This window comes from Bradyrhizobium sp. JR3.5 (assembly GCF_054057015.1).
In genome coordinates this window covers 4,622,391-4,648,732 of sequence record NZ_JBSRYV010000002.1, presented here as the reverse complement: position 1 = coordinate 4,648,732, position 26,342 = coordinate 4,622,391, and the positions used below count along the sequence as shown (strand labels likewise).

23 protein-coding genes and 2 pseudogenes are annotated in these 26,342 nt (G+C 59.7%); 13 read left to right on the top strand and 12 right to left on the bottom strand.

The window, feature by feature from the left end; translation table 11 throughout:
• Window positions 1-393 precede the first annotated feature (393 nt).
• From ACVWW1_RS39230 to ACVWW1_RS39195, 8 genes are all read left to right on the top strand, one after another.
• Window positions 394-1,554 (top strand): tyrosine-type recombinase/integrase, encoded by a 1,161-nt coding sequence (locus ACVWW1_RS39230; RefSeq protein ID WP_456659572.1) that lies wholly within the window; start codon window positions 394-396, stop codon window positions 1,552-1,554.
• 119 nt (window positions 1,555-1,673) lie between these two features.
• Window positions 1,674-2,810 (top strand): hypothetical protein, encoded by a 1,137-nt coding sequence (locus tag ACVWW1_RS39225; protein WP_456659571.1) that lies wholly within the window; start codon window positions 1,674-1,676, stop codon window positions 2,808-2,810.
• A 90-nt stretch (window positions 2,811-2,900) separates the two neighbouring features.
• A complete protein-coding gene (locus ACVWW1_RS39220) occupies window positions 2,901-3,146 on the top strand; it encodes a hypothetical protein (RefSeq protein WP_456659570.1) in 246 nt (81 codons plus the stop codon).
• A gap of 59 nt (window positions 3,147-3,205) precedes the next feature.
• Window positions 3,206-4,294: a hypothetical protein gene (locus ACVWW1_RS39215; protein WP_456659569.1), complete on the top strand. Its 1,089-nt coding sequence runs from the start codon at window positions 3,206-3,208 to the stop codon at window positions 4,292-4,294.
• Window positions 4,295-4,389: 95 nt separating this feature from the next.
• Window positions 4,390-5,925, top strand: a complete 1,536-nt coding sequence (locus ACVWW1_RS39210; protein ID WP_456659568.1) for a hypothetical protein — start codon at window positions 4,390-4,392, stop codon at window positions 5,923-5,925.
• A 265-nt stretch (window positions 5,926-6,190) separates the two neighbouring features.
• A complete protein-coding gene (locus tag ACVWW1_RS39205; RefSeq protein WP_456659567.1) occupies window positions 6,191-6,973 on the top strand; it encodes a hypothetical protein in 783 nt (260 codons plus the stop codon).
• Between the two features lie 101 nt (window positions 6,974-7,074).
• Window positions 7,075-7,545, top strand: coding sequence for a hypothetical protein (locus ACVWW1_RS39200; protein ID WP_456659566.1), 471 nt, complete (start codon window positions 7,075-7,077; stop codon window positions 7,543-7,545).
• Window positions 7,545-7,988 (top strand): hypothetical protein, encoded by a 444-nt coding sequence (locus ACVWW1_RS39195; RefSeq protein ID WP_456659565.1) that lies wholly within the window; start codon window positions 7,545-7,547, stop codon window positions 7,986-7,988. Before ACVWW1_RS39200 ends, ACVWW1_RS39195 begins: the two co-directional genes overlap by 1 nt.
• Window positions 7,989-8,062: 74 nt before the next feature.
• On the opposite strand, the gene ACVWW1_RS39190 is transcribed toward ACVWW1_RS39195, so the two are convergent.
• Entirely contained in the window at window positions 8,063-8,587 is a 525-nt protein-coding gene (locus ACVWW1_RS39190; RefSeq protein ID WP_456659564.1) for a hypothetical protein, read from the bottom strand.
• A gap of 380 nt (window positions 8,588-8,967) precedes the next feature.
• On the opposite strand from ACVWW1_RS39190, the gene ACVWW1_RS39185 reads away from it, so the two are divergent.
• From ACVWW1_RS39185 to ACVWW1_RS39170, 4 genes are all read left to right on the top strand, one after another.
• Window positions 8,968-9,669, top strand: coding sequence for a hypothetical protein (locus ACVWW1_RS39185; RefSeq protein WP_456659563.1), 702 nt, complete (start codon window positions 8,968-8,970; stop codon window positions 9,667-9,669).
• The gene (locus ACVWW1_RS39180; RefSeq protein ID WP_456659562.1) at window positions 9,666-9,872 is read left to right on the top strand and encodes a hypothetical protein; all 207 of its coding nucleotides are present in this window, start codon (window positions 9,666-9,668) and stop codon (window positions 9,870-9,872) included. The genes ACVWW1_RS39185 and ACVWW1_RS39180 overlap by 4 nt, the downstream gene beginning before the upstream one ends.
• A gap of 70 nt (window positions 9,873-9,942) precedes the next feature.
• On the top strand, window positions 9,943-10,653 hold the full coding sequence (locus tag ACVWW1_RS39175) for a hypothetical protein (protein WP_456659561.1): 711 nt from the start codon (window positions 9,943-9,945) through the stop codon (window positions 10,651-10,653).
• A 389-nt stretch (window positions 10,654-11,042) separates the two neighbouring features.
• Window positions 11,043-11,306 carry a hypothetical protein gene (locus ACVWW1_RS39170; RefSeq protein ID WP_456659560.1) on the top strand — a complete coding sequence of 88 codons (264 nt, stop codon included), beginning with the start codon at window positions 11,043-11,045 and terminating at the stop codon, window positions 11,304-11,306.
• Window positions 11,307-11,734: 428 nt separating this feature from the next.
• Here ACVWW1_RS39170 and ACVWW1_RS39165 read toward each other — a convergent pair whose 3' ends face one another.
• The 8 genes and pseudogenes from ACVWW1_RS39165 to ACVWW1_RS39130 all read right to left on the bottom strand — a co-directional run bounded on the left by ACVWW1_RS39165 (window position 11,735) and on the right by ACVWW1_RS39130 (window position 21,673).
• On the bottom strand, window positions 11,735-12,961 hold the full coding sequence (locus ACVWW1_RS39165; protein WP_456659559.1) for an HNH endonuclease: 1,227 nt from the start codon (window positions 12,959-12,961) through the stop codon (window positions 11,735-11,737).
• Window positions 12,962-12,992: 31 nt separating this feature from the next.
• A complete protein-coding gene (hsdR, locus tag ACVWW1_RS39160; RefSeq protein WP_456659558.1) occupies window positions 12,993-15,320 on the bottom strand; it encodes an EcoAI/FtnUII family type I restriction enzme subunit R in 2,328 nt (775 codons plus the stop codon).
• Complete coding sequence (locus ACVWW1_RS39155; protein ID WP_456659557.1) at window positions 15,317-16,510, bottom strand: restriction endonuclease subunit S; 1,194 nt, start codon at window positions 16,508-16,510, stop codon at window positions 15,317-15,319. Before ACVWW1_RS39155 ends, hsdR begins: the two co-directional genes overlap by 4 nt.
• Window positions 16,511-16,542: 32 nt before the next feature.
• A complete protein-coding gene (locus ACVWW1_RS39150; RefSeq protein WP_456659556.1) occupies window positions 16,543-17,499 on the bottom strand; it encodes an HsdM family class I SAM-dependent methyltransferase in 957 nt (318 codons plus the stop codon).
• Between the two features lie 16 nt (window positions 17,500-17,515).
• Complete coding sequence (locus ACVWW1_RS39145; RefSeq protein WP_456659555.1) at window positions 17,516-18,001, bottom strand: type I restriction-modification system subunit M N-terminal domain-containing protein; 486 nt, start codon at window positions 17,999-18,001, stop codon at window positions 17,516-17,518.
• Window positions 18,002-18,306: 305 nt separating this feature from the next.
• Window positions 18,307-19,266 carry a hypothetical protein gene (locus ACVWW1_RS39140; RefSeq protein ID WP_456659554.1) on the bottom strand — a complete coding sequence of 320 codons (960 nt, stop codon included), beginning with the start codon at window positions 19,264-19,266 and terminating at the stop codon, window positions 18,307-18,309.
• Window positions 19,267-19,312: 46 nt separating this feature from the next.
• Window positions 19,313-19,696: a hypothetical protein gene (locus ACVWW1_RS39135; protein WP_456659553.1), complete on the bottom strand. Its 384-nt coding sequence runs from the start codon at window positions 19,694-19,696 to the stop codon at window positions 19,313-19,315.
• Between the two features lie 317 nt (window positions 19,697-20,013).
• Window positions 20,014-21,673 (bottom strand): annotated as a pseudogene (locus tag ACVWW1_RS39130) (electron transfer flavoprotein-ubiquinone oxidoreductase).
• 192 nt (window positions 21,674-21,865) lie between these two features.
• On the opposite strand from ACVWW1_RS39130, the gene ACVWW1_RS39125 reads away from it, so the two are divergent.
• A complete protein-coding gene (locus ACVWW1_RS39125) occupies window positions 21,866-22,675 on the top strand; it encodes a uracil-DNA glycosylase (protein WP_456660780.1) in 810 nt (269 codons plus the stop codon).
• A gap of 93 nt (window positions 22,676-22,768) precedes the next feature.
• Here the strand turns inward: ACVWW1_RS39125 and ACVWW1_RS39120 are convergent, their stop codons facing one another.
• The 3 genes and pseudogenes from ACVWW1_RS39120 to ACVWW1_RS39110 all read right to left on the bottom strand — a co-directional run bounded on the left by ACVWW1_RS39120 (window position 22,769) and on the right by ACVWW1_RS39110 (window position 25,903).
• On the bottom strand, window positions 22,769-24,274 hold the full coding sequence (locus ACVWW1_RS39120; protein WP_456659552.1) for a glycosyltransferase family 39 protein: 1,506 nt from the start codon (window positions 24,272-24,274) through the stop codon (window positions 22,769-22,771).
• A gap of 325 nt (window positions 24,275-24,599) precedes the next feature.
• A pseudogene (locus tag ACVWW1_RS39115) lies at window positions 24,600-25,377 on the bottom strand (ribonuclease HII).
• A 79-nt stretch (window positions 25,378-25,456) separates the two neighbouring features.
• Complete coding sequence (locus ACVWW1_RS39110; protein WP_456659551.1) at window positions 25,457-25,903, bottom strand: VOC family protein; 447 nt, start codon at window positions 25,901-25,903, stop codon at window positions 25,457-25,459.
• Window positions 25,904-26,342: the final 439 nt, after the last annotated feature.

The window sequence follows — 26,342 nt, the reverse complement described above, 5'->3', positions numbered from 1 at the left end:
CCTCCCACTATGGCGGTATCGTGACCGGCCCGGGCATATTCGCGTGCGGAAGCAAAAAGCGCCTGGGGAGGCTGGCCACGCAGCCAGTTCCACCTCTCCCCTTGCGGGAGAGGTCGGAATTCAAGCGAAAGCTTGAATTCCGGGTGAGGGGTTCAGGTCTGTCCTTCGGTCGAAGTCCCTCCATGGACCGGTACCCCTCACCCGGATTGCATCTGTCGATGCAATCCGGCCTCTCCCACAAGGGGAGAATTCAGCACTGCATATGGGTTTATATGAATTCCCAGGAGCAGTCTATCTTATTGAATTTGCTAGAAGAGTGGTCCTTGGAGTAACATGCGACACGCGCCCGCTCATACCCATATTTGGGACACTTTAAGGGACACTGAGACCGCAATGGCCCGTCGCACACGCTCCGCATTTCTCGAAAACCGTACAGCGCGCCTGAAGCTCGCCGCGCGAAAGAAACCGTACACGGCGCTGATCGCGCCCGGCATTTTTCTCGCGTATCGTCGCAACACTGGCCCTGGCACATGGTCGGTGAAGTGCAACGGTTGGCTCAAGCGGTTCTCGCTCGCCGATGATCGCGAGGACGCGAACGGCAACAGCGTGATGACCTATTGGCAGGCGCTGGAACACGCCAAGAGATTGGCGCGCGCTGGTGAGGGCGATAGCGAGCAGCCGATCAGCGTCGCGGAGGCGATAGACGCCTATGAGACCGATTTGGAGACCCGCGACGGCAGCAAGTACAATGCGACAGGCGTCCGTCGCCACCTCGGCTCATTAACCAGCAAGACCGTTGCATTGCTCACCGAGCGCGAACTGCGCGACTGGCGCGCGGGTCTCGTCAAGCAGGGACTGAAGCGTTCAAGCGCCGACCGCGTCGCTCGCTCGTTCAAGGCAGCGCTGGCGCTCGCAGCCCGCAATGACAAGCGCATCGGCAACGCTGCTGCGTGGAAGAACGGCTTGAAGAAGCTGCCCGACAGCGAAGTCGCACGCAACGTGATCTTGAAGGACGAGACGGTCAAAGCGCTAGTGACGGCATCGTACGACGAGACGCATCGTCTAGGCGTTCTTGTCGAAGTTCTGGCCGCGACAGGTGCGCGTGAAAGCCAGGTTCTGAGGCTGCGCGTCGATGATCTGCAAGATGACAATTCCGTAGCTCCTCGCTTACTGATGCCGAGCAGCCGCAAGGGCAAGAGCCGCAAGGTTGAGTATCGACCGCTGCCGATATCGCAGCGATTGGCGAAGCTGCTGCGACAGCACGCGAAGAGCAAGGCTCCGCATGATCGGTTGATCGACCGTATTCCGAAACTGTCGGGTCGATTTCGTCCTATTGCCAAATCACTTGGCCTCGGACCAGAGGTCGTGCCCTATGCGCTGCGTCACAGCTCGATAGCGCGACAATTGCTGAAAGGTCGACCGACGCGCATCGTCGCCGCTTACCACGACACCTCAGTTGCAATGATCGAGAAAAACTATTCGAGATACATCATCGGCGATCCGAGCGACGCGATGATGCGCGAGACGTTGCTTGACTTCGAAAAATTCGCCTAGCTTGGCGCAAGCGGCATGAGGATCGCGAAAGCGCAGCGGCGTCGGCGCTGATGTTCATTAGCTGCGCCTGAGAGCTTTTCAATATTGCACCGATCAATCCGGCGCATCACGGAGCGCTCATGGCGATCCGACACTCGAAGATTTACTATTTCGCATCCACTGCGCGGCTGCCGTGGATCATCGAAGGCAATGAACTACGGCCCTATCGCCGAGAAAGGGGGTGGTTCGTAGGTCGAGACTTCCTGTGGGCGACCGCTCGCAGTGAGGGCGCTCCTGAAATGCGAGATCATCGCGATGTTCAGTTGCGCTTGACGCTTCATGCTGACGATTTCGAACCTTGGGCCTCCATCGTAGCGCGATCTCCGGAATTGCTGGATGGAGATGACGCATTTGCACCTCCGGGCAACCAAGCAGACCTCGATAGTTGGTATGCCCGGTGGGACCCTTTGCCGCTATCGCGGGTCATTGGCATCGAGGCAAGAACGTGCTCCGGCGGGTGGCAAGCAACAGAGCTGTCGTACATGCAACATCCATCAGTTCGAGCACTGCGTGGCGTCGTGGTGGGTGACAAGGTTTATAGCTCGTACCGCGTTGATCGCGCCTCGTTCATAACGGAGGCCGCTCCTCTCGCTGACTGGCCCGACGCTATAGAGCTACCAAAGCGCCTGAACACGCGGTCTGCGTCGGGTTTCGAGCAATTTACCGATGATCAATGGGAGGCTATTTGTTCAGTGCGTGAAAGCTGGCCCGACCACGTTGATTTGGTGTTAGCCCGAGACGAACTTGAGCTGCTGGGACAGCATTCGTGGCTGTCGAAAAGCCAAAGATCGCAACTGGGCCCACCCGTGAAAATCAGAGATGATCTGAGGACTGCCTTGCGATTATCACGTGAACTGCAAGCGGCGATTAAGGCGCTGCCAGTCGCGCTTCGCGGCAGCGGCCCCGATCCCAATCTAGAGGAGCAGGATCGGCGTTTACAAGCCGCGCTCCACATGTACGAATATCTCGCCGGCCCCCTTTTCCGGGGCCGGAGAGACCCATATCGCATGCAGCTTGAGGATGGTCTCCTTGCCTACTGGGCTGATGTGTTTGACGGGGACTTCTCGTTCTCCCGGAGGCTTGACGGCACGCCCTACGGCCCGCTGATTGAATTTCTCACGCTGACGTTGCGCGCCATCACCGGCAGCGCGCCAGGGCCCGATCGTATTGCCAAAATAATCGTTCAATACAGAGACACGCCCGACTTACCCGATTGAACGCCGGAACCCGTTTAAAAGTCCAACTACCGGCCCTCAGTATTTCAGCCAAGGGTGACCTACGTAGCCACATGCATACGGAGGACAAACATGGCTCGCCCTGAAGTGACCGACCATAAGCCGACCGATACCGCGCATCACCCTGATGCTTACAGCATCCGTGAATTCTGTGAGCGCCACGGGATCAGCTCCCAGATGTTCTACAAGCTGAAGCCCCAGGGGCTGATGCCCGTGACGTTCAACGTCGGCACGCGCGTGTTGATCTCGCGCGAGGCCGCCGCTGCCTGGCGTCGCGAGCGCGAAGCTGCGGCACAGATGGCCGATAGCGCCGCGTAGTCGCAGAAAAGGCGGCCCGCCAGCCGCCTCATCTCAATTCTCTCAAAGGACATTTCGAAATGTACCTCACCGATAGCAGCGCTGGCGCGTCTGCGCAAGACCACCCGACCGGCTCGACGGTCATCGGCCCCATCGAGTTTCTGAAGACGCTGTTCGCCTACACCACTGGGCCGATCTACACTTGCACGTTCACCAACGAGCACAAGCGCGGCGCCGAGCGCCGCTTCATTGGCCGCAAGCCAGGCGAGATCACCAGCTTCATCAAGAAGTGGGACGGGCCGGGGCGCGGTCTTTTCTTCTGCATCGCCACGCAGAAGGACGGATCGCAGAAGCGCAACAAGGAGAACTGCCACGAGATCGGCTTCCTCCACGTTGACATCGACTTCAAGCATGTCGATCTGCTGGGCGCTGATCCGCTCGCCGATGTGTTGCGGCATCTGGGGCGCCTTCGCCATCGGCCGAGCATCACCGTGGCGTCGGGCGGCGGCGTGCATGCTTATTGGCGCCTCACGGAACCTATGGATACCCAGTCCGAAATCGATCGCATCGAAGCGGTCCTGCGTCAGCTTGCGGACATCGTCGCCGGTGACCTTGCGGTCTGCGAAGTCTCACGCGTCATGCGGCTCCCCGGCTCGCACAATACCAAGAATGGCGGGTGGAAGGAGGTCAAGGTCACTGACTTCCACCCCGAGCGCCAGTACGAATTCGACGACATCGAGGAATGGCTCAGCGAACAGTCGCCGGTCATGCTCCGCCTCAATCGTGCGTACGCGCGGACGGCGGGAGAACATGTGGCTGTGGATCCACAGACCGTGTCCGGCGAGGCCGACTTCTTCGCTGAGTACGCGAAGCGCGAGGGCTTCAAGCCGCGCATCAACGTCGAGCAGCGGTTGCGCAACATGATGTACATGGCCGGTGGCGAGAATTCCATCCACGTCACACAACGCTCGGTGACCGCGTCGCTCCTGAACGATGGCGTGGACATCGATGCCGTGATCGAGCGAGTGCTCATCGCCACGCGGGCGGCCGCAGGCGAGTACGGCGCGCGTTGGAATTGGCGCCGCGAAGAGCGCAAGGTCCGACATATGTGCGAGACCTGGGTGAAGAAGTGCTCGCGCCGCAACTACAAGCGCCGGGAGGTCCGGTGATGGACAAGATCATGGATCGCGGCACCACGATGGGCCCCGACAACGTGGTGGAGTTCCCGCGCGCCGTTGGGGTCGCCAAGGGTGAACTGCATGTCGTGATCGGCAACGCGGTGCTTGCGCGCATGCGCGCAAGCGGCGAGGCGTTGATCAACGCCGATAAGTGTACCTGGCTCTATTCGGGCGGCATCTGGGAGTTGCGGACCGACATCAAAGCGTGGTTGGGGGTTCGTATCGAGGAGGCGTGCGAGGGCATGGGCGTCACGAATACCAACGCGCTTACCTCGGAAGCCTGTAACCGCATTTTGCGGCGCCCTGAGCTTTGGCGCGATGATGACATCCCCTGGGATCAGCACGGAAAGATTCCGACGCGATCGGGCTTGATCGATCCCCGTACGGGCAAGTTGGAGGCCGCGCGGCCTGATCACTACTGCACCTGGTGCATCGAGGTCGATTACGATCCCGATGCGACGTGCCGCTGGTGGGAGACGATGATGACCGACATGTTCGGCGATCGCGATCCGGTCGAGCAAGCGGCGCTGATCGGCATCGTGCAGGAACTGGTGGGCGCCGCGCTAATCGACAAGAAGCCGCGCGCGTTGTCGAAGGCATGCGTGTTTTGGGGCATTCAGAACCGCGCCAAGTCGGGGCTGCTCGACGTTGTCGCGGGACTGTTCGGCGGCAATCCGATCGCGGCATCGCTGCCGTCGATCGAGGGCAATCATGGGCTGATGCCGTTCGCGCGACGCGCGCCCTGGGTGCTCCACGAGGCTTTCAGCGGGCAATGGCACTTGTCCGCGACGGTCAAATCAATCGTCACGGCCGAGCCCGTGCAGATCAACGTCAAGAATGGCCCGATGCTCAGCCAGATCGTCCGCGCGCCCATCTTCTGGGCCACGAATTTTCAGCCGCAGTTCAAGGAGAGCACGCGCGCGATCGTCGAGCGCATGATCGTCATCGAAGTGACGCGGGCCTTCGTGGAAGGTCAACCGATCGGCGCTGCGGCCGAGGCGATCAGCCGGGGCTACAGCAAGCCCGGCGAATTCGTCGTGGCGACCGAGCTGCCCGGCGTTCTCAATTGGGCCATGGCCGGCCTGCGGCGGGCGCTGGCGCGGGGTTCGATCGCGACCACCGAAGGCATCAAGGAGACCGCCGAGACGATCCACAAGGACAGCAACCTCGTGGCGGGGTTCCTTGACGACTGCATCGAATACGATCCGCTCGGCCGCGTGCGGGTGTCGGATTTCTGTTTGGCGCACAGCGCATGGTGGCTTGATTTGAAGGGGGAAGATCGGCGGTTGCCGTCTAACGAAGCCGTCGGCAAGGCGCTGAAGTCCATTGGTGATCCGCGCATTGGTATTCACCGGGCCGAATTGCGGGAGAGCGGCAATCGTTATTATTGCGGGGTTGTGCTCAACCAGCTCGGCCTTCAGTTCCACAAGACCGCCTATCAGAGCGCCTTGTTCGAGGGCAAGACTGCTCGTGCAACGGACCCGTCGCAAGAGGTGAATAGCCTCATCCCGGCATCCTGGGACGATCGACCGAGTATCGTTGCGATGCGCGAGCAGCACAACACGACGGTCATGAATGACCGGAGCGACGATCGGGGCGATGCGTCGGTCACTGACCCATGACCCGAATGAGCCGAATGGAGCTGTTGTCGGTCATCAGTCCGGTCACGACCTCAAATATCTAATTGTATTGGGTTTTTCGATGACGATGACCGTCATGACCGTTTCACCTCCATTATCTGGAGAAAGCTGAAGAGAGTGGACAAGAGGGGCGTTTAGCAGAGCGAAAATAGGGCTCTAGAGAAAAGAGAGAGTTTCGGGTCAGTCGGGTCATCGGTCATCGCGGCCGCGCGGGGCGGTCGCCGCCGTATCATTGGAGTGTGAAAGAATGGCAATTGCAAATCTCCGCGAATTGAAGCGTGTCGTGTCGTCGCAAGAGACGGCGCCAGTGCATGATGTCGCGAAGGCGATTGGCATCAAGCTGCGGCTCGCTGATCAGAATGAAAACGACGCCGCCAACCATCGCCGGGAAGCGGGTGAAATGCTTGTGACGCTGCGCAAGCGCGTCGAGGCTGACAACCAGAGCTGGAAGCAATTCGTTTACGACTATTTCGACCGCCCCCGCGCCGAGCTGGAAAAGCTCATGACGCATGTGTCGAAGAGCGCCGTTGCCAAGGCTGCGATCGAGGCGACGCCGCGCAAATCGGATCGCGCCATCGCAGCGGAAACCGGCGTCGGCAAGGACACTGTCCGCCGCGCGCGTGACCAACTGGCGCAAACTGCGCCAGTTGAGAGGCGCGTCGGCAAAGACGGCAAGGCTCGCAGGATGCCCGGGTACGAACAGCGCGTGACGGCCGAGCCGCAAAAATCAGCACCGTCTAAGCGCATCGTGCTGCTTTCCGATGAACCCTGCGCCGACTGCAACACGCAGCAAGAGCGGTGGCACCGCAGTTTGTCGAACATGGCCGGCGAAGCCATTTCGCTTCCCGCCTACTGGACGCAACAGTTTGACAAGGACTGGCAAACGTTCGACGTGCCTGCGGACGTGCTCACGCTCGCCAAGCAGGCTGCGGAGGCGTGGAACGACATTGTTGAAAGCCTGATCAACCGAAAGAAGGGTAACACTTGGGAGCCTCCGCCGGTCGAACCTGATCGGCGCGCGCTCAGCTAGGTTCTTCCTCCGGCCCCGGCCAATGCGGGTCGCGCGTGCGGTCCCGGTATGACCAGTCCCAGCATTTTCCAAGACCTACAACAACGACAGGGAGTTTGGATGTGAAACTGATTTCAGCGTTCGGCGCCGCCGACATGCTGGAACTTGACCGGCAAACGGTTCGCCGCGCTTTGCGTCATGTGGCGCCGGATGGCCACGAGAATGAGCAGCCCCGTTGGCGCCTCAAGACGATTATCGACGCCATCGATCGACACCTCGGGCGCAATAACGGTGCCGTTGTGCCCACTGCGACCGGCGCCCTGAACGATCTCTTTGAGGCGTTCGACACCGGCTGTCGGGGGCTCGATAGCTTGCCGGACCTCGAAGCTCGGCGCCGTGAGGCCCAACGGCTGATGGTCGTGCTGGTCGAACTTGACGCCGCTATGCGCGCCGATGCGCGCGCGCGTCGTGAGGACGAACTGCGGGCTTCCTTGCGTTGTGACGAACACTTCCGGCTCGCGATGCGCAACTTCGAAAGGCCGTGTGAGTGGACGCTGGATGAGTGCTGGGCCGTCTTGGCTGAGGTTGAGTAATGGCCGACAGCCCGAAATCGCTGGCTGCCGAGCTTGACCGGCTCATCGTCGAAGTGGGACAGCTCGCCGAGCGCGCGAGACAGTTCGACAGCGAAGGCAGCGTTGTTGCCCGCATACTCCGTGGTGAGCTGTTGAATTTGGAACAGGCTGCGGACATTGCTGAGTGCTCAGACGAAAAAATCCGCAAGCAGTGCGAACTGACGGCCGGAACGAAACGCCCGCTTGGGATCAAATTTGCGAACCGATGGATGGTAGGTAAATTGGAACTGCTCGACGATCTTGAGCAGGGCAAGCTCGACCGCCGCCGTGGTCCGCATGCGCGTCAGCGCGCCGAGAACCGGGCGCAAAAATATGAGGGATGGGCGCGGCCACAGGAGCCGCCTGCGATGCCCACGCGTGCAACAACATCCGATGGCTCCGAAGCACCATCAGATGCGGCCTAACATCGCGTCCCTGTCCTGAGATGATGGGTTCACCCTTCACTCAGGACAGGAGCCTACCAAATGACTTGCACCTGCTATTGCTTGCGCGTACTGACCGCGACCGTTTCGCTGTCATCCGTCAATTCGATGCTAAATCGACCAACGCCAGCTGGTTTGGTTTCCCATCTAACGGCCTTTCCTGAGAGTGTGGCAAGTGTGCCGGAAGCAAACTTGAACAGCGCTTTTCCGGAACTTTCGCTGCCAGCAGGCTTGCCGTCCTTCATGACAGCGGCCCCTTTACCTTCGGTGATCTCGGTGACCGCGAGCCCCCCGGCCGCTCGGACAGTCCCCCCGCCGGACAGATAGGTTCCTTGAGGGCCATCCCATTCACTGGTCGAAGTCCCTGAGTAGACTGCGCCTTTCACCAGGCCCTCCACACCAGAGCAAGAATATTGGACGCCAGTGATCCGATGCCCATCCTTGTCACCGATGGGTTCTTGGCTTACCGCGCCGACGACGTTGCATTCATATCGGCCGACCGTTTCCGCGAGCGCAAATCCGCTTGCGCCGATTGGGCCTAGGGCGGAGCAGACAGCAGTAATGATGATACGCTTGTCCATTGAAGTCTCCTCAAAATGAATTTGCCAGCACACCGATGGATCGAGTGCCGTAGGATCACCAAAGAATAACTTGATCTATTGAGGCTAATGCCCGCCGTTGGCGCTGAGGCTGCCGCTACAAATAATTGGGGACTTCGGCACGTCCGTCTGGCAGCTCCAAGTAATATTACCACCATACACCTCCGGGAAGGGGACCGGAAGGAGGGTTTCTCGATAATCCTGAGCAGTGCATGAAGCAGACCGCAACGCCCCTTGGACGCAGCATTGGCACACGCCACAAAAAGCCGTTCACCATGTGGCGTGCGCCACAACTCCGGTCTCTGCAAATCGCCTTGCGGCCAGTAGGTTGTGGCATGGCATTCCTCCGACGAAAATCCCCCATGGAAAAACTCGAAGCCGAACTGGGCTCGCTGCGTGCGCGCGCCGAGACGCTGAACAGCCGCCACGCCACCGCCGACGCGGCGTTTGTTGACGCCAAGTCGAAGTTGCAGCGTCACAACATCGAAGCTGATCTTGATGCCGACGACAGGGCTCGCGCGAAGTTGGAGGCGTCGCTCGCCGCCTGCGCGGTGACGCGCGACGGCTACGCCGATGCGCTCACGGAGGTGCGGGCGAAGATCGCAAGCGCCGAACAGACGCTTGCAGACGAACGGTCCGCCGGTGAACGTAAAGCCGCGAGCGAAAATCTGGCACGTGATCTCGATGCCATTGAGCGGACGCTGCGGGACTATCTGGCGGCTGGTCGGCACCTGGCCGACGCTTTTGAGAAGATCCACTTTCATTTCGAGAGCGGCGCAATGGCGCGTTTTGTAGGCAACGCGGCGGCGCAGGTCGAGGTCGCTGCGGGGTTCGCAATCGCCGAACTGCGATCGATGGTGGGCGCGATCCGCGAAGGCGCTGCGGCCATTCCGACGCGAAAGCCGGAGCCCGCCAAGGTCACGATGTCCGAACCCACGGTCACGATCGGCCCGGCGCACATCTCGCCGGTTATGGTCACTGATCCGCTTGCGTCCGCCAACTTTCAGGTGATCGACCGCAGCGCCGAAGCGCGCACGATCGAGCTTGAGGTGCCTCGAACATGAAGTCAGCGCCTCCCGGTTGGCGACCGGATCAGATCGTCACACGCATCGATGGTTGGGTCATCGATCCTGACGATGAAATGCGCATCCCGGCTGCCGTGGCCGAGATGATCGCCCGCGCTATGCCGCAGTCGAGCGATGGTGTTGTCGCGAGTACTCGTGCGCGCATGATCACACGGCACAAAAAGGTGCTTGGTTATGTCTGAGGAAGTTCCGGCTGAGGAAGGACCAGCGACCTTCCTCGCCGAAACGGAGGCCGCTGACCGCGCAGGAGGCATGACTGAACGCGGCAGCGGCCTCGACGATGTGGAAGTCGATGATTACGATCGCTTGCTCGTGTCGCTCGGCCGTACATTCGATGAAGACGAACGGATCGCGGTCCACGAAGCCGGGCATGCCGTTTGCGCGCGTCTGCTGGGCCATGAGGTCGGCGGCGTGACCGTGAACCCGGACCCGGTCCGTGGTTCCGAAGGGCTCTGCTGGGGTGTAGAGCACGAAGAGGCGTTCGCGGAGGGCTGTGGCGATGCCTCCGATGTCCGGGATGCGCTTCGCCCCGCTATGCCACAGGCAGGAGAAGATCGTCGTCCAGTGGCCGATGTTTTCGGCCACGTCTACACTCAGTGCATCGAGTTCATGGTTGGTCGGGCAGCGGAGCGCATGCTCCTCGACGGCGAACCTGCCGCGCCTGTTGACGACCTTTATCAGGCGCGTGAACTGGCCTTGTTGATTTGCGCCAGCGGCGAGGCGATTGATGCCTTCATCAGGCACTGTGACTTAGCTGCGCGCGACATGCTGATGCCTTACGGCGATGTCGTGATGGCGTTGTCTGTCGTCTTGCGCATCAAGCGGACGTTGGATGGTGCGGAGATCGATCAGATCATCCGGGATGTGGAGACGCGGAAGGCGTTGGCGGCTGAGCATGCGCGCCGTAGGCAGTGGCAGCGCGCCATTGAGAATGCCGACACCTTCCGGGCGACGAACCGATGATCTGGCGCGTCGGTGACGGCGCTGGCGAAGGCATTGCCGAAGTCAGGTCGGATGTAGGGCTGCCGTGCTGTTGGGATAATTGGGCGATGATCAGGAATGGAAAGGCGGGGTCATATCAATGCGAATAATAAATTATTCTGGTGAGGTCTCGTCATCGCAAATTGTTCCCAAGCTGGAAAACGTCTTGATCACAGCGGCATCGGGCAGTCGTTTTACTCACTTAAACGGCGAGGTTTGTCAGTGAGTACAGCTCGCGGTCGCAATCGGGCCGCGTGATCGGCTTGCGCGGCCTGCCCCGTGCAGTGAGTAGTCTATAGGATGCGGAGACGGTCACGAGACAACATGAAGGCGACATGACAATGAACAGACAGCAACGCCGAGCGCAGAAGATGAAGCTACCCGCGAACCCGCCGCAACTGTTCATGGAAGAAGTGAGCGCCCGTCAAAGTGAGACCGGGCACTGCGAACTTTACTTGGTGATGGATGGCAAGCGCGTCGCTTATCGCGGTCATCCGGGAACGCTGGACGCGGGGAAGTGGGTCTCGCTCGATCCCGATTTTGAGATTGTTGACGAACATCCGGTTGATAGCATGCCCGTTTACGAAGCAGGCGAGGTCAAACTGTTTTCCGAACCGAAGGGTAGCAAACACTAGCTCAATCCTCGTGGTTGCCGTTCCGGCGGTTACTGCGGCATTCTGTCACTGAACAACATTTCTAACATAGACAGCTCGAAATCGGCGTAGCAAATGGAGAGCCTCGGAAATCGGAGGCTTTACATGATCAAATACGTCGCCGTCGCTAATAGGCCCAACCGCATCGCAACGGTCCATTCAACCGACTGCTCATATATCGGCCCCGACCCAACCGCTCAAAGCGCAAGTGCTGAGCGGCGGGGGTTTGAGGATGGGTTTGAAGCGCTCCGCTTTTCACAGCGCGAGATGCCTCTGAATTTTGGGCTCTGCGGTCACTGTCTCAAGGATTTGCGTCAGCTTATTGAGATGAGAAGACCAGTTTAAGACGACGCGCCGGATCGGCAGATCGACAACCCAATTCCGCCCAACAGCGTAGCTTTAGCCCCGAACTATTTTGCAGGCGGAATTAAAGTATCGAGGTCGCGACAGGCGCCGCCCACGTGCACCATGGCATGGCAGTTCGCGCAGACGATTGCGAGGTCTGCCAGTGTGAATTTTTTCCCCGACTTTGGGGCCTTGCTAAGTGGCTCCCGATGGTGAACGTGGGCATAGTGGCGACCGATGTCACCATATCGACGAAAGAAATCAAAGCCGCAGCCTTTGACCTCGCAAATCAGGCGGCCATGATTTTTAGCGAGAGCTTCTTCGATCTTCTTCGCCCGAAATTTGTGCTCGCGTCTTCGCTGGGTAATTAGCGCAGTGCGCTTCCAAGCCTCACCCTCGTGGGCACTATACTCAATCTCCTGGTAGCCTTCGTTCTTCTCCGGCTTCGCCCCGCGCTCCAGAAGGTGGTCACCTGTATCAAAGTCATAAGACGTAACCGCCCAGGCGACCTCGTCAAGAATGCGCCCCTTTGCGCCGTCTTTGACCACACTGTTACCGCCGTCAACGACAATAACCCGGATCGGAAGACCTCGGTTGTAAGCCTTCGCGATGTGTTCATCGGCTCTTTCGGCACGCCTCACGCGAACCGGATGAGGGGTCTTCGATCTCCGGCGATAATTCTTGATTTGAAAGATGCTTCCGTTCTCTTCCTCTAATTCATCGTGCCATAAGCACAAGACTACGAACTTATCCGGCTTTTCGAATGCCCATTCGTAGCAGTACTTTGGATTTGCAGCGGGCGGCCCATTATAGTTTTCCCAGTCACTGACATCGATCTTCAGCTCCCTGAGAATATCAAGGACTAAACGCTTTCGATCTGGGCGAAGCTGTGCAAGTGCGGCGATTTCCGTTCCTGAAATCAACTTGCGTCCCTTGGGCGTCAGTTCGAAGAGGCCCTGTTCATTTATCCCAATGGTCACGCAGCCTGCGTGAAGGATTGCCTTCATCACCCCTCGATCCGGATACATGAACCCGTCTTCAAGAGGAATTCCAGAGCCGTAAAAATGCGGCCCCGCGATTTCGACATATGCAGTTAGATAGGCGATGCTACGATTACTATCAAAAGCCGGTGTCGTGCCCTCGTGTGCCAGCCACCACGCTTCACTGTTGCCATCCAGATTTGGCTTCTTCTTTAATGTCTTGTTCGTTGATGCGGGCTTCTTATCAATCCGGTGGCATAATTCATCCAGTATCGATCTCGCCTCGGCAAAGGTCTTAATCTTAAAGGTCACCGCCGATACTCCACAGTAGGACTACGCTCCGTCACCCGCCTGTTTTTGTCGTGCGCTCATAAAGGTGTCGTTGGAAGCCGACAAAGGCGTCCCGGATCACTCCTACACTGCCGAGTGCAGACGTTGCGTCGTCAATCGTGTGATACTTCAGCTCGAGCAAGCTTCCCAACTTTTCCTGATCTAGTTCAGTCACGCCCTGTTGGACGTACTGCGTCAGAACGAAATCAAGGAAGGTCTGCAGTTTGGCATCATAGTCCGACATAATGGACAGTCTGCGTTCATGAACCCGGTCCAGCCGGGTGATGGGCGGGAGTGCAAATGCGATGTAAGCTAGTACGTCGAAAACGTCGCTCTTAGCGGCATTGATCATCCGGCCTATTTCGCCTAATTGTTCAGGACCGAACCCTTTTTCGGTGAGCCCCTGTAGCAACGCCTTGCGGGTGTCTGGCTTGCTCCACAGGCTGCGCAGCTCGTCCTCGTCCTTGAACAGTAGCGGCAATTCGCCAAACAGCCTCTCGATCATCTGGTTGGCAGATATCGGCTTACCGTCAGGGCTCCAGTAGCTCGTAGCCATCATGCTCTGGATAGTTCGTTCTTTCCCATCCGCGAGCCTGATCTTGATTTGCGCCGGGCGTTCGGACGGCGGTTCGTCGGCACCGCCCGTCTTCTCGTCGTCCCTCGCGTTTCCCTTTGGTCGCGGGCTTCCAGTCTCCGGTGCAATTGGGTCTCCATCCCATTCCGGGTCATTGAAGTGCTCGTAAGCCTTCACAAAATCATAGATCGTGAAATAGTCTTTGCCGTCGAAAAGTCGTGTGCCGCGTCCGATGATCTGCTTGAATTCGATCATGGTTCCAACCGGCCGAAGCAAGACGATATTGCGAACATTGCGGGCATCGACACCAGTCGAAAGCTTCTGTGAGGTGGTTAGGATCGTCGGGATAGTCTTCTCATTGTCCTGAAACGTGCGCAGCCATTGATCGCCCAGTGCACCGTCTTCCGCCGTCACGCGGACGCAATAGTTCGGATCGCTGCTGGTCTTAAACTGATTGATGGCATCGCGCACCGCGCGCGCGTGCTCCTGCGTGGCGCAGAAAACCAGCGTCTTCTCCCGCTGGTCTATCTGGTCCATGAATAATTTCACGCGATAGCGCTCTCGCTCCGGTATTTCGATGATGCGGTTGAATTGCGCCTCGGCGTAGCGCTTGCCTTCTTCGACCTCGCCCTCAACCACGGTGTCGTCGGGCGTATAGACATAGTCGTCGAGGGTGGTCGCTATCTGCCTGACCTTGAACGGCGTCAGAAAGCCATCGTTAATGCCGTCTTTCAGTGAGTAGGTATAAACCGGCTCGCCGAAATAGGCGTAGGTATCGACGTTGTCCCGCCGCTTCGGCGTAGCGGTCAAGCCAAGCTGCACGGCTGGTGAAAAATAGTTCAAGATGTCGCGCCAGTTGCTCTCGTCGTTGGCGCCGCCGCGATGGCACTCGTCGATGATGATGAAGTCGAAGAAATCCTTCGGGTAGTCGCCGAAATAAGGTGACGGTTGACCGTTCTGGTCGGTGCCGCTCATGAAGGTCTGAAAGATCGTGAAGAAGATGCTGGCATTCTTCGGCACACGGCCCTTCTTGCGGATTTCGTCCGGTTTGATGCGTGCCAGCGCATCCTCAGGGAAAGCCGAGAATGCGTTGTAGGCTTGATCGGCAAGGATGTTGCGGTCGGCAAGAAACAGGATGCGCGGACGCCGCTCCGGCTTCCGCGACAGGTTCCAGCGGCTTTGGAACAGCGCCCAAGCGATTTGAAAAGCGATAGCTGTCTTGCCGGTGCCGGTGGCGAGCGTCAGAAGAATGCGCTGCTTGCCTACGGCAACCGCTTCCAGCGCAATCTCGATGGCATTGTGCTGGTAATAGCGCGTCTGCCAAGCACCGCCTCGTTCTTCGAAGGGCACGGCGGCGAAGCGGTCGCGCCACTCATTTTTCGTCTTGAAAGCTTCGGCCCAAAGTTCTTCCGGCGTCGGATAACTCTCGACGTAGGCTTCGGTGCCGGTCACCATGTCAACTCGATAAATGCGGTGGCCATTGGTGGAGAAGGCGAAGCGCGCCTGCAGTCTTTGTGCGTATGTTTTCGCTTGCGCGAGACCGTCCGTGTCCCCTTTGTCACGTGCCTTCGCCTCGATCACCGCCAGCTTGTGATTTCGAAACGTCAGCACGTAGTCGGCGATTTCGGCTTTGCCTCGCCGACCGGCCCCTTCGATCCGGCCCGGGCAAATTTCCTCGCGGCGAACTCGGCTGTCGGCGACGACGCCCCACCCGGCCGCCCGCAGCGCGGGGTCAATGAGTTCGGCCCGGGTCTCTGCCTCGTTCACTCAGCCGCCTCGTTGATGACTTGCGAAGAAAGGGAGGGCAATTCGCCGGAAAACGCCTTCTGCAAAATGACTTGCTTCAGCTCGGCCAACGCGATCAGCTTTTTCTCGTACACGGCTTGAAGCCGTTCCGTTTCGGCCGAGTAAAGTTCGATTTCTCCTGCAAGCCGCTTTTGCTGATCGAGCGGAGGAACCGGTAAAATCGCCCGCTTGACCAAATCACTACTGATGTTCAACACAATTGCGCCAGCCGCCAGCCGACGAAATTGGCGCTGAACAAGTTCTGAGACTAGCAGATAGTACAAATAGTCCCGATGAATTCCCTCGCCTAAGCGAAGAACGAACCATCCATCGTGGATATAGCCGCTGGTCGCCATTATGTAGGGGCGTCCAAAAGACATCGAGTTCGTCAAGATAAAATCGCCCGGCTCTACACGTCTTGAGCTTTGAGCGCCTTTCTTCGTGATCTTTTCTTTTGTGGCTTGGATAAATTTAGTGACGCCCTTAGTGTCGCCAATCTTCACCCAGTTCACGCCGTCTGCCGAATTTGTAAGAAAGTTCTTTATTGGTCTAGGTGAGCTTCCACGCTCCACAACACACGTCTCACCGAGATGTTTTTCCTTCCACTTACCCTCATTCGTGAAGGCTCGCGACAAGTAGCTCCGAAACAGTTCTTGAGAGTTCTTGAGATTTGCTTCGGCATTTGCGGCTGCAGTCGCCAGTCCCGCAAAGGCGTCGTCCAAAATGGTGACGATGCGTTGCTGCTCGGAAAAGGGAGGAAGATCGATAGGGAAAGTCGGAAAGTCTCTGATCGAGATCCGATCTACGGTTGCGCCACGAACGGTGTTGGCGTCAAGAAATGCGCGAAACTGGGGCGAAAGGTATTGATATAGAAAGAAGCGAGGGATCACCTGACCATCGCGAAAACGAACAAGTCCCATCCGGCGCCCCAGACAACACTCAAGACCTTCTGGAATGATGGCAGCCTGACCTAATCGGGTTTCGTAGGAGAACACAATATCTCCGGCCGTCGGCCGCACACGACGCGTCCATTTCTTAAAATCATCCTCTGTGACGTGTCGCGTCTCACTAAGATTGACTGCCCCGTCCTGAAGCGCGCTTATCCCTAAGAAAATTGGACCAGCTTCCACGGTTTTGGGGGTCGCGTGTGGTCCGTCGAATACGTCGGCCACCTCACGAATTTCTTTCCTTAGCCACCCGGTCTTCACAGCATTCGCCCGATTTCTGCGAGGATGTCCGCGCTTTCCGCATCGAGTGCCACCATCTCGGCGATAATGTCCTTCGGATCGCGCAATTCCGTCTCGTCCGTTTTGTTTGGGTTCTTCACTGAGAGGTCGCTGGTGGCCTTGTCGACGGTCTTCACATCGACGGTCCACGAATTCTCGCTGTCCTTGAACTTCGCCTGCAACGAGACGAAGTCCTTCAGGTCGTCGTCGTTGAGCGGATTGGTCTTGCCGAGATTGCGGCCCGGTTCGAGCTTGTAGAACCACACTTTTCCCGTCGGAGCTCCTTTCTCGAAAAACAGCACCGCCGTTTTGACGCCCGCGCCGTGAAAGGTGCCGCTAGGCATGTCCAGCACCGTATGCAGGTTGCAGTTCTCCAGAAGCTCTTTGCGCAACGCCACCGATGCGTTGTCGGTGTTGGACAGGAAGGTGTTCTTGATGACAATGGCCGCGCGGCCGCCCGCCTTCAGCGACTTAATAAAATGTTGCAGGAATAGAAAAGCGGTCTCACCAGTCTTGATCGGGAAGTTCTGCTGAACTTCAGGCCGCTCCTTGCCACCGAATGGCGGATTGGCCAGCACCACTTCGAAGCGGTCCTTGTTCTGGATGTCGCTGATATTCTCAGCGAGCGTATTGGTGTGGACGATATTTGGCGCTTCGATACCATGCAGGATCATATTCATGATGCCGATCACGTAGGCGAGGCTCTTTTTCTCCTTGCCGAAAAACGTCTTCTCCTGAAGCGTCTTGAGGTCCTTGGTGGATAGCTTGCCGCGCTCGTGGGTGAGATATTCAAACGCCTCGCACAGGAACCCAGCCGAGCCACATGCGCCATCATAGATGCGCTCACCGATAGCTGGCTTTATCACTTGGATCATGGCGCGGATCAGCGGACGCGGCGTGTAGTACTCGCCGCCATTTCGACCCGCATTGCCCATGTTGCGAAGCTTCGCCTCATAGAGATGCGATAGCTCGTGTTTTCTCCTGCTGTGACCGAAAGCTCAGTTGGTCGACAAGCTCAAGCGCGTCGCGTAGCGAATAACCGCTGCGGAATTTGTTCTCGATCTCGGAGAAGATTTCTCCGATCTTGTATTCGACCGTGTTTGCCCCGTCCGCCCGATTGCGGAAGCCTTTCAGGTAGGGAAACAGCTTGTCGTCGACATACGCGATGAGATCATCGCCGGTCTTTGCATTATCGTGGTCGAACGAGCCGTCTTTTTTCTTAGGCGCGGCCCACACGGACCAGCGGTGCTTTGCGTCGATAATCGACTGGTACGCCTTGCCCTCCAACTCGGCCTTTTGCTCATTGGCCCGCTCAAGATCATCAAGGTACTTGAGAAACAAAATCCAAGAGGTCTGCTCGGTGTAGTCCAGTTCCGTGGCGCACCCCGCCTCCTTCCACAGAACGTCGTCGATGTTTTTAAATGTTTGTTCGAACACGACTTCCCCCTCCGCCTACGATATTTCTATCGTACTATCGATAGCTAGTCACCCTGCTGCCAACATGCGTGGACCCCGCGAGGGGCACATAATATCGCTTTCTGGCGGCTCGACCGGCGTCTCGGAGCTTTCGGCGATTGCGTCGAAATCAGCTCTAGTAAAAGGCTTATCCACGCTGCCGCCAGAGCCCCATCAGTGCCACGCGTGTTGCGGTCGTCTGACGCGACCGTTTGATGCGTGTCGCACCCGTGTTGCCGATGATAATGGTGCCGGGAAAACCTATGAAAGCTGGCGTGCGCCGGAATTCAAGTGAAGTTGACCCGCCCTTGCGCAAAGAACCGCGAGGCTTCATCAAGTCGTCGATAAAGTGAAAGTACGATCTTCGCGAACGCTAGTGGATTATCTTCTACTAGAGACCTAATCGTCTCAATGTTCGGCATTTGAAGCGTCTCCGCGAGAGTAGCGGCAGCTTGCTTTATGTAGCCAGACCCAGGATCGTTCTCAGGGAACTCTTCCGCAGCCATAACCAAATATCTTCCCTTCGACAGATAAGAGTAAAGGGAGTTGTACAATTCTCGGAGGGGCGCGCGATTTTTCAGAAAGGAGCGAATGATTATCTCCGTCTCCGCGAACGTTTCTGCGTCGCCATTTACATCCACATATCCAGGCGACTCATACTTGATTTTTTCCATACGCAGGCGCTCGTTGCGTGGCACCACAGCGGGAAGAGCGGAATAAAAGTGTACATAACTAAAGCCGCCCTTGAACGGCGTGTGGACGAAGGTCCGCTTGATCGTCTGTTTCTTTTCGAAGTCAACACTGTCATCCGCAAACGCGTGAGCAGCAGAGAGAAAGTAGTAGACGTCAGAATAGCGTCCATAGAATTCGCCGAAGTCCGGCATATCCCATTCACCATCCACGACTAGCGACTGGATATGGGTCGATCCAATCGCAGCATCCTCATCATCCGTATGACTGCTAGAGAAGAACCTAGGCGATGGCAGATAATGCTCTGGCACCTGTTCTTCGAACGGCTCCATCATCACCTTATTATCGACCATCTTCATCAAATCGAAGGTGTAGATGGATCGGCTCGGATACGTGAATAGGTATCTCAGATCAACGTGACCGTCCTTGTATGCCTCCATGTCACGTGATGACACAGTCGTGGCGATAAAGCGCGCCTCGTCTGGCGGCGAAGGAACGGCCAGCGCAACCACATGCGTCTTGAAGGTCTTTAAAAGAATTAAATGCGGCTCGTCCATGTACACGAGTGTACGAACGTATGTCGCTGATCGTCGATGAGCCATCCTAGACCTTCTCCACTTTTACGATGGCTGCGGTCGGATCAAAGCTCTTGGATATCCATAGATCGACGTGGGAACTCTTCTTGCTAGTGAGCGCCTTTCCGTCATTTGGTTCTATCACCAAAAGCGCAAGATGCGGGTCCTTTATTCGGGATTTCGGTAGCTTGCCCGCAATGTCAACAGCTTGGTCGCGCTTCAGGAACAGCGAGCATGAGCGCCACTTGCATGCATCAGCAGTCGGGCGCAGCGGGACGCCCAGTGCGGCCTGCGACCAAAAATCCTTGATTGTCGGCTTATCGCACGAAACCACACGATAGGCGCCCTCAATATCCATCCCCTTGGCCTTCGCCGGTGGGCACTGCGGCGGCAAGTCCTCCAAAAACACCATTTTCGTTAACTCAGTCCCCGTGCTCGAAACACCGGAACTAGACGGAAAAGCGGCCGAGATCAACTTTAGCGTTTAGTCATCCTCAATTTCCCGTCGCTTGTCGCCCTTTTTGATGCCAGTCCCATTCCGCGTCATTGATTTTCTCACCGCATAGTCAATGGGATACTATGGAGACACCACGAAGCTAAGTGTATGAATTTGCTAGAGTTATAGACGACGCACCTCTCCCACAAGGGGGGAGGCCAAGCGCAGGTTGCGGCACAGACGCAATCGACCTCACGCAAATTTGGTCGGCCGCGTCAGCCTCACCCTTGGCCTTACATCGCCTCGTAGTTCGGTCCGCCGCCGCCCTCCGGAGGAACCCAGGTGATGTTGCCGTTGGGGTCCTTCACGTCGCAGGTTTTGCAGTGGACGCAGTTCTGGGCGTTGATCTGGAAGCGCGGGCCGGCCGATTCCTCGACCCACTCATAGACACCGGCCGGGCAATAGCGGTTGGAGGGACCGGCGAACACGTCGTGCTCCGACGTCTTCTGCAGGTTCATGTCGGCGACCTTGAGATGGACCGGCTGGTCCTCCTCATGGTTGGTGTTGGACAGGAACACCGACGACAGTTTGTCGAACGAGATCTTGCCGTCCGGCTTCGGATAGGCGATCGGCTGGTGCTGCTTGGACGGATCGAGCGTCTTGCGGTCCGGCTTGGCGTGCGACTGGGTGCCGAACAGCGAGAAGCCGAGCGTGTTGCACCACATGTCGAAGCCGGAGAGCGCCATTCCGAGCAGGTTGCCGAACTTCGACAGCAGCGGCTTGGCGTTGCGGACCTTGAACAGGTCCTTGCCGATCGCTGAAGAACGCCAGGCATTCTCGTACTCGACGAGCTCGTCGTTGGCACGACCGGCGCCGAGCGCGGCTGCGACGTGCTCGGCGGCGAGCATGCCGGAGCCCATCGCATTGTGGACGCCCTTGATGCGCGGGACGTTGACGAAGCCGGCCGCGCAGCCGATCAGAGCGCCGCCCGGGAAGGAGAGCCGCGGCACTGACTGGTAGCCGCCCTCGGTGATGGCGCGCGCACCATAGGCAAGCCGCTTGCCGCCTTCGAACAGCTCGCGGATATCGGGATGCGTCTTCATGCGCTGGAATTCGTCGAACGGCGACAGGTACGGGTCGTTGTAGTTCAGGTGCACGACGAAGCCGACCGCGACGCGGTTGTCGTCGTAATGATAGAGGAACGAGCCGCCGCCGGTCTTGTCGTTCAGCGGCCATCCGAGCGTATGCTGAACCCGTCCCTTGCGGTGCTTGGCCGGATCGATCTGCCAGACCTCCTTCAGCCCGATGCCGAATTTCGGCCGGCTCAGAGTTGGCGTCGAGCTTGAACTTCGCGATCAGCTGCTTGGTCAGCGAGCCGCGCGCGCCCTCCGCGAACAGCGTGTACTTGCCGAGCAGCTCCATGCCGCGGGTGTAGGAATCCTTGTGGCTGCCGTCCTTGGCGATGCCCATGTCGCCGGTCGCGATGCCGCGCACCGCGCCCTTGTCGTCATAGAGCACCTCGGTGGCGGCGAAGCCCGGATAGATCTCGACGCCGAGCGCTTCCGCCTTTGGTGCGAGCCAGCGGCAGACATTGCCGAGCGAGCCGATATAGTTGTGATGATTGTGCATCAACGGCGGCATGATGAAGTTCGGAATGCGGAACCAGCCTTGCGACGTCGTCCAGTAGAAGCGGTCTTCCTTGACCTGCGTCTTCAGCGGACAGTCCGCGTCCTCGCGCCAGTCCGGGATCAGTTTGTCGAGCGACACCGGATCGATCACCGCACCCGACAGGATGTGCGCGCCGACCTCGGAGCCCTTCTCCACCACGACGATCGAGAGCTCGGGATTGAGCTGCTTCAGCCGGATCGCGGCCGACAGGCCCGACGGGCCGGCGCCGACGATGACGACATCGAATTCCATAGACTCGCGCGGGGGAAGGTCTTCAGCACTCATGATCTTGATCTCAGCCCATTGAGAACGCTTCTAAGCTTTTCAAAAGTCGTTGTTTCCGATTTTTGGCGGAAGGACAACCATGGAATTGCGCTTCCATGGCTTTGCACGGCCCGGATACCGCAGAGAATAATCTTTTCCGAAATCGAGCCTCCACTTTTCTCCTCCATGCTCTAGATTGCAGCTATCATGGCCCTGACGCCCGAGCCCACCCCTACACTGCAGCAATTGCTGGCCTTTTACCTCGAGGCCGGGGTCGATTGCGCGCTTGGCGACGAGCCGATCAACCGGCTGGAAGAGCCCGAGCCAGTTCCCCCGCCCGCCGCGCCGCGTCCAGCTGCGCTCAATCCGCTGCGCCCGCCACCGATGCCGGCCGTTCCGCGCAGCGAAATCACCATCGCGCCGGACGCCGCAATCGCCTCCGCGCGCGCGGCCGCACGCACCGCGCCGACGCTTGAAGCCTTGCGCACGCTGATGGAGACATTCGACGGCTGCGCGCTGAAGCACACCGCGACCCGGCTGGTGTTTGCCGATGGCAATCCACAGGCGCGCGTGATGTTCGTCGGCGAGGCGCCGGGCCGCGACGAAGACATCGAGGGACTGCCGTTCGTCGGCCGCTCCGGCAAGCTGCTCGACCGCATGATCGCGGCGATCGGGCTCGATCGCAGCAAGGCCTATATCGCCAACGTCATCCCGTGGCGGCCGCCGGGCAACCGCACGCCGACGCCGCAGGAGACGCAGGTCTGCCTGCCCTTCATCCAGCGCCATATCGAGCTGGTGAATCCCGACGTGCTGGTGACGCTCGGCAATCCCTCAACGCAGGCGCTGCTCGGCACGCGCGAGGGCATCATGCGCACGCGCGGCAAATGGATCGACTACGACACCGGCGCGCGCACGATCCGCGCCGTCGCCACCTTCCATCCGGCCTATCTGTTGCGCTCGCCGTCGTACAAGAGATTGTCGTGGCAGGATCTGCGCGCGATCGCAAAGGTGCTTGCTTCGTAGGATGGGAGAGCGCAGCGAAACCCATCATTTGCGCAGCGGGCATCAATCGATGGGTTTTGCTGCGCTCTACCCATCCTACGGATCTACTGATCCCTACCCCTTCGGCCGCACGATCGCCCAACCGATCCGCAGCACCGGCTGCCGGCCGTTGACCAGCCGGTCGAATGAGCGCGGCACTTCCGGCACCAGGCGGGGGAAACGCTGCGCGAGTTCGGGCGGCGGCGTGCCGGCGGTGTCCTGCGCGCGCCAGACCACGACGCCGCCGGTCTCGTTGAATTTTGCGACCGACAGCCACGGCGTCCGTTGCGGCGCGGCGTCGAGCAAAAGATGCGGACGGCGCCCGTTCATCGCAATCAGGCTGGCGAGCTCGGGATCACCGGCGACCGCGCGCAGGCGGTGGTTGGTGCGGCGTTCATAGCTGTCGTCGAAGAAACGTCCCATCGCGGCTGCCGGCAGCGAGGTCGGCACCTCGGTGGTGCTGGTCCAGGGCAGGAACAGCGCCGCCGCCAGCGCGACCGCGGCGGGCGCAGCGACAGCGAAGGCCCACACCGAGCGCAGCAGCCGCTGCCGCCTGAGATGGATCAGGTCGCCGGTCGCGACGACGACCGCGAGCCCCGACATCAGGAGCGCCACGCCGGCGCCGCCGAAGGCGCGGTCCAGATCGAACAGCCCGGAGACGAAGCTGCTCACGATTGCCGGCGCGAACGCGAAGAAATAAACGAAGTGCTGCGCCAGCGGACTGACCGGCGGACGGTAGATGATCGGGGCATCCTCACGGTCGCGGGCGAACCAGCGCGAATTGAGGATAGCCAGCAGCACGATCGCCGCGGTCGCCACGATCAGCCCGCCGAGCACGACGCCCCAGCGCAGCGCGCGCGCCTTGAGATCGGCCGCCGCGGGCAAGGCCGGCGGCGCCAGCACGTCGGCGCGGACCAGCCAGATCAGATAGGGCAGCGCCAGCACGATGATGACCAGCAGCGCATAGAGCGGATCGACCGCGCGCAGCGTGCGTCGCCCGCGCTCGGTTGCGAACGCAAAGCCGACCACGAGCAGGATCATGCCAAGCGCCGCCGGCGTCGTCAGCAGCAGCAGGCCGCAATCGATCGACCAGGCGAACCAGGCGGCGCGCCGGTCCAGCCCGATCAATTGCCAGGAATGCAGCAGCAGGAGCGCCCACAGCGGACGCGCCAGGATCAGCGGCCCGAACTCGACGCTTGGCGAGGAAAACACCACGACCGTCATCGACAGCAGCACCGCCAGCACGCCCTGCGGACCGCCGACGATGGCGCGCGCCAATTGGTAGAAGGCGATGAAGGTGGCGATCTCGCAGACCTGCGCCAGCAGATAGACCCCGAACACGTGATTGCCGGCCGCGCGGAAGGCGATGTCGGCGAGCCAGAACGAAAGCGGCGGCCCCATGTCGGTGCCGACCTGATATTCGCGGCCGAAGGCGAGGACGGTGGCGAGATTGCCGGGCGGGCTGCCGTAGAAGATCAGCGGCACGAGCAGCCAGATCGCGGCCTGCACCAGCACCACGACCCACACCACGAGGCGCGGCCGGGCGCGGATCAGTTCGACAACCAGGGAGGTAAACCGCATGAAACGCCTGAAATGCCCCAGCCACCGCGTCAGCGGCGCCATCTGATCCCTGAAGGTTTTGATAAACGGCGGCGGCGGTCGAGGCAACCGGGCGCGGATGGATCCACGGTGCAAAGTTAAATGCAGGTGTCATGCCCCGCGAAGGCGGGGCATCGAGTACGCCGCGGCTTCTCGATCGAAAACGACTGTCTCTGGAATACTGGATCGCCCGGTCCCGTCTCCGCCAAGGCTTCGACGAGGCCACGCCCCCCTGGCGCGCCGAAGCTCTTTGCGGAGGCGGCAAGCCGGGCGATGACAGCGGTGGATGGATTGGCGCCGTCGCGCGCTATGCCGCCGCGGATGCCGCGGCTTCGCTTTCCGCATCCACCGTGAACAGATCGGGCTCGGCCGGGCGAGGGAAATGCTTCAGCCGCGCGGCGACGACCGGCGCGAAGAAGCTGCGGTGATGGGTGCTGGGGCCGAGCCGGTCCAGCGCCTCGAGGTGCTCGGGGACGCCATAGCCCTTGTGCTGCTCGAAACCGTAGCCGGGGCAATCCAGCGCCAGCGCGCACATCAGGCGGTCGCGCGTCACCTTGGCAATGATCGAGGCCGCCGCGATCGACGCCACGATGCCGTCGCCGCCGATCACGGCGTCGCAGTCGCAGGGTGTGGCGAGCTTGTCGCGGCCATCGACGAAGACGTGTTTCGGCATTTCCGGCAGCGCATGGACGGCGCGCGCCAGCGCCCAAAGCGAGGCGCGCAGGATATTGTCGCGGTCGATTCGCGCCCGGCGAAGCCACCGCGACCGAGAACGCTGCGGTGGCGCAGATTTCCTCGAACAGTTCCTCGCGGCGCTCGGCGGTCAGCCGCTTGGAATCATCGAGCCCCTTGGGAACGCGACCAGGATCCAGCACCACGGCGGCGGCGACCACCGGACCCGCCAACGGGCCGCGCCCGGCCTCGTCGCAGCCGGCGACCGGCCAGATGCCGCGCTTGATCAGCGCGCGCTCGCGCCGGAAGCTCGGCCGCGTCACGGCGACGACACGCTTGTCCGGCCTGGCTGATTTGGCCGGCGCCTTTTTCGACGTGGCTTTTGACGCGTTTTTGGAGTTATCCCGAATCATGCGGGGGATGGTGATCAAGCCGGCTCCGCAGCGCAACCGGGAACCCGGCGCCCTTCCCCGTTATTCAATTCGGCTCGCTCTAATCCGGGATGGACACCCGCCCGCTCTCGAGAACCTCGAAGCCCGGTGCGCGCACCACTTCCCAGGCGTGGCCGTCGGGATCGCCGAAATAGCCGCAATAGCCGCCATAGCTCGTCGGCTGTGCGGGCTTGAGCAATGTGGCGCCTTTCGACAGCGCAAATGCCATCACACGATCAACCTCGGCATCGTCGTTGCAGTTCCAGGTAATCGCAACGCCGCGGAACGCTGAAGGCCGCGGCTGATCGGGCAGTCCGGCATCGGCGGCGAGCAGATGCCACGGGAACAGCCCGAGCACGGTGCCGCCGGTGTCGAAGAAGGCAACCTCCTCGCCGGTCGCGCGCATCTTTCTGGTGAAGCCGAGCGACTCATAAAAGGCAATGCTGGCGCGCATGTCGCTGACGCCGAGCGTGAGGACGGTGAAGCGGGCGGTCGGGGGGTTACTCATGTTTACCTTTCCCGTCATTGCGAGCGAAGCGAAGCAATCCATCGTACCGCATATACCTGAGCGTGGATTGCTCACATGGGGATTTGGTGTGTCAAGATTTATGGTCAGCTCTTTGTTCGATTTTCGGGCCAGCTCTTCGTCCCGACCATGGGCCGGTTTGGAAGGCGCGCGCAGATCAGGTCAAGACCGGCCCGGCAGGGCCGCCGCGAAGCGGCTTGGTCTTGAGCTGAGCGAGCACGCCTTCAGGCTCGTCGGGTCGGGAAGTGCGGCGTGAACTCCTCCTATGTTCGGCGATCCAAGGGTCGAGCCAGTTCGGGCAATCTGGTTTGCATGCCAGATCAAACTCACATTCGGTCGTCGCTCGGTGGCGACTGCACCAACATTCCGCTTGCGGCGGGCAGGCTCGAGAGGACGGGACCATTCTTCGTTGCGGCGTTTG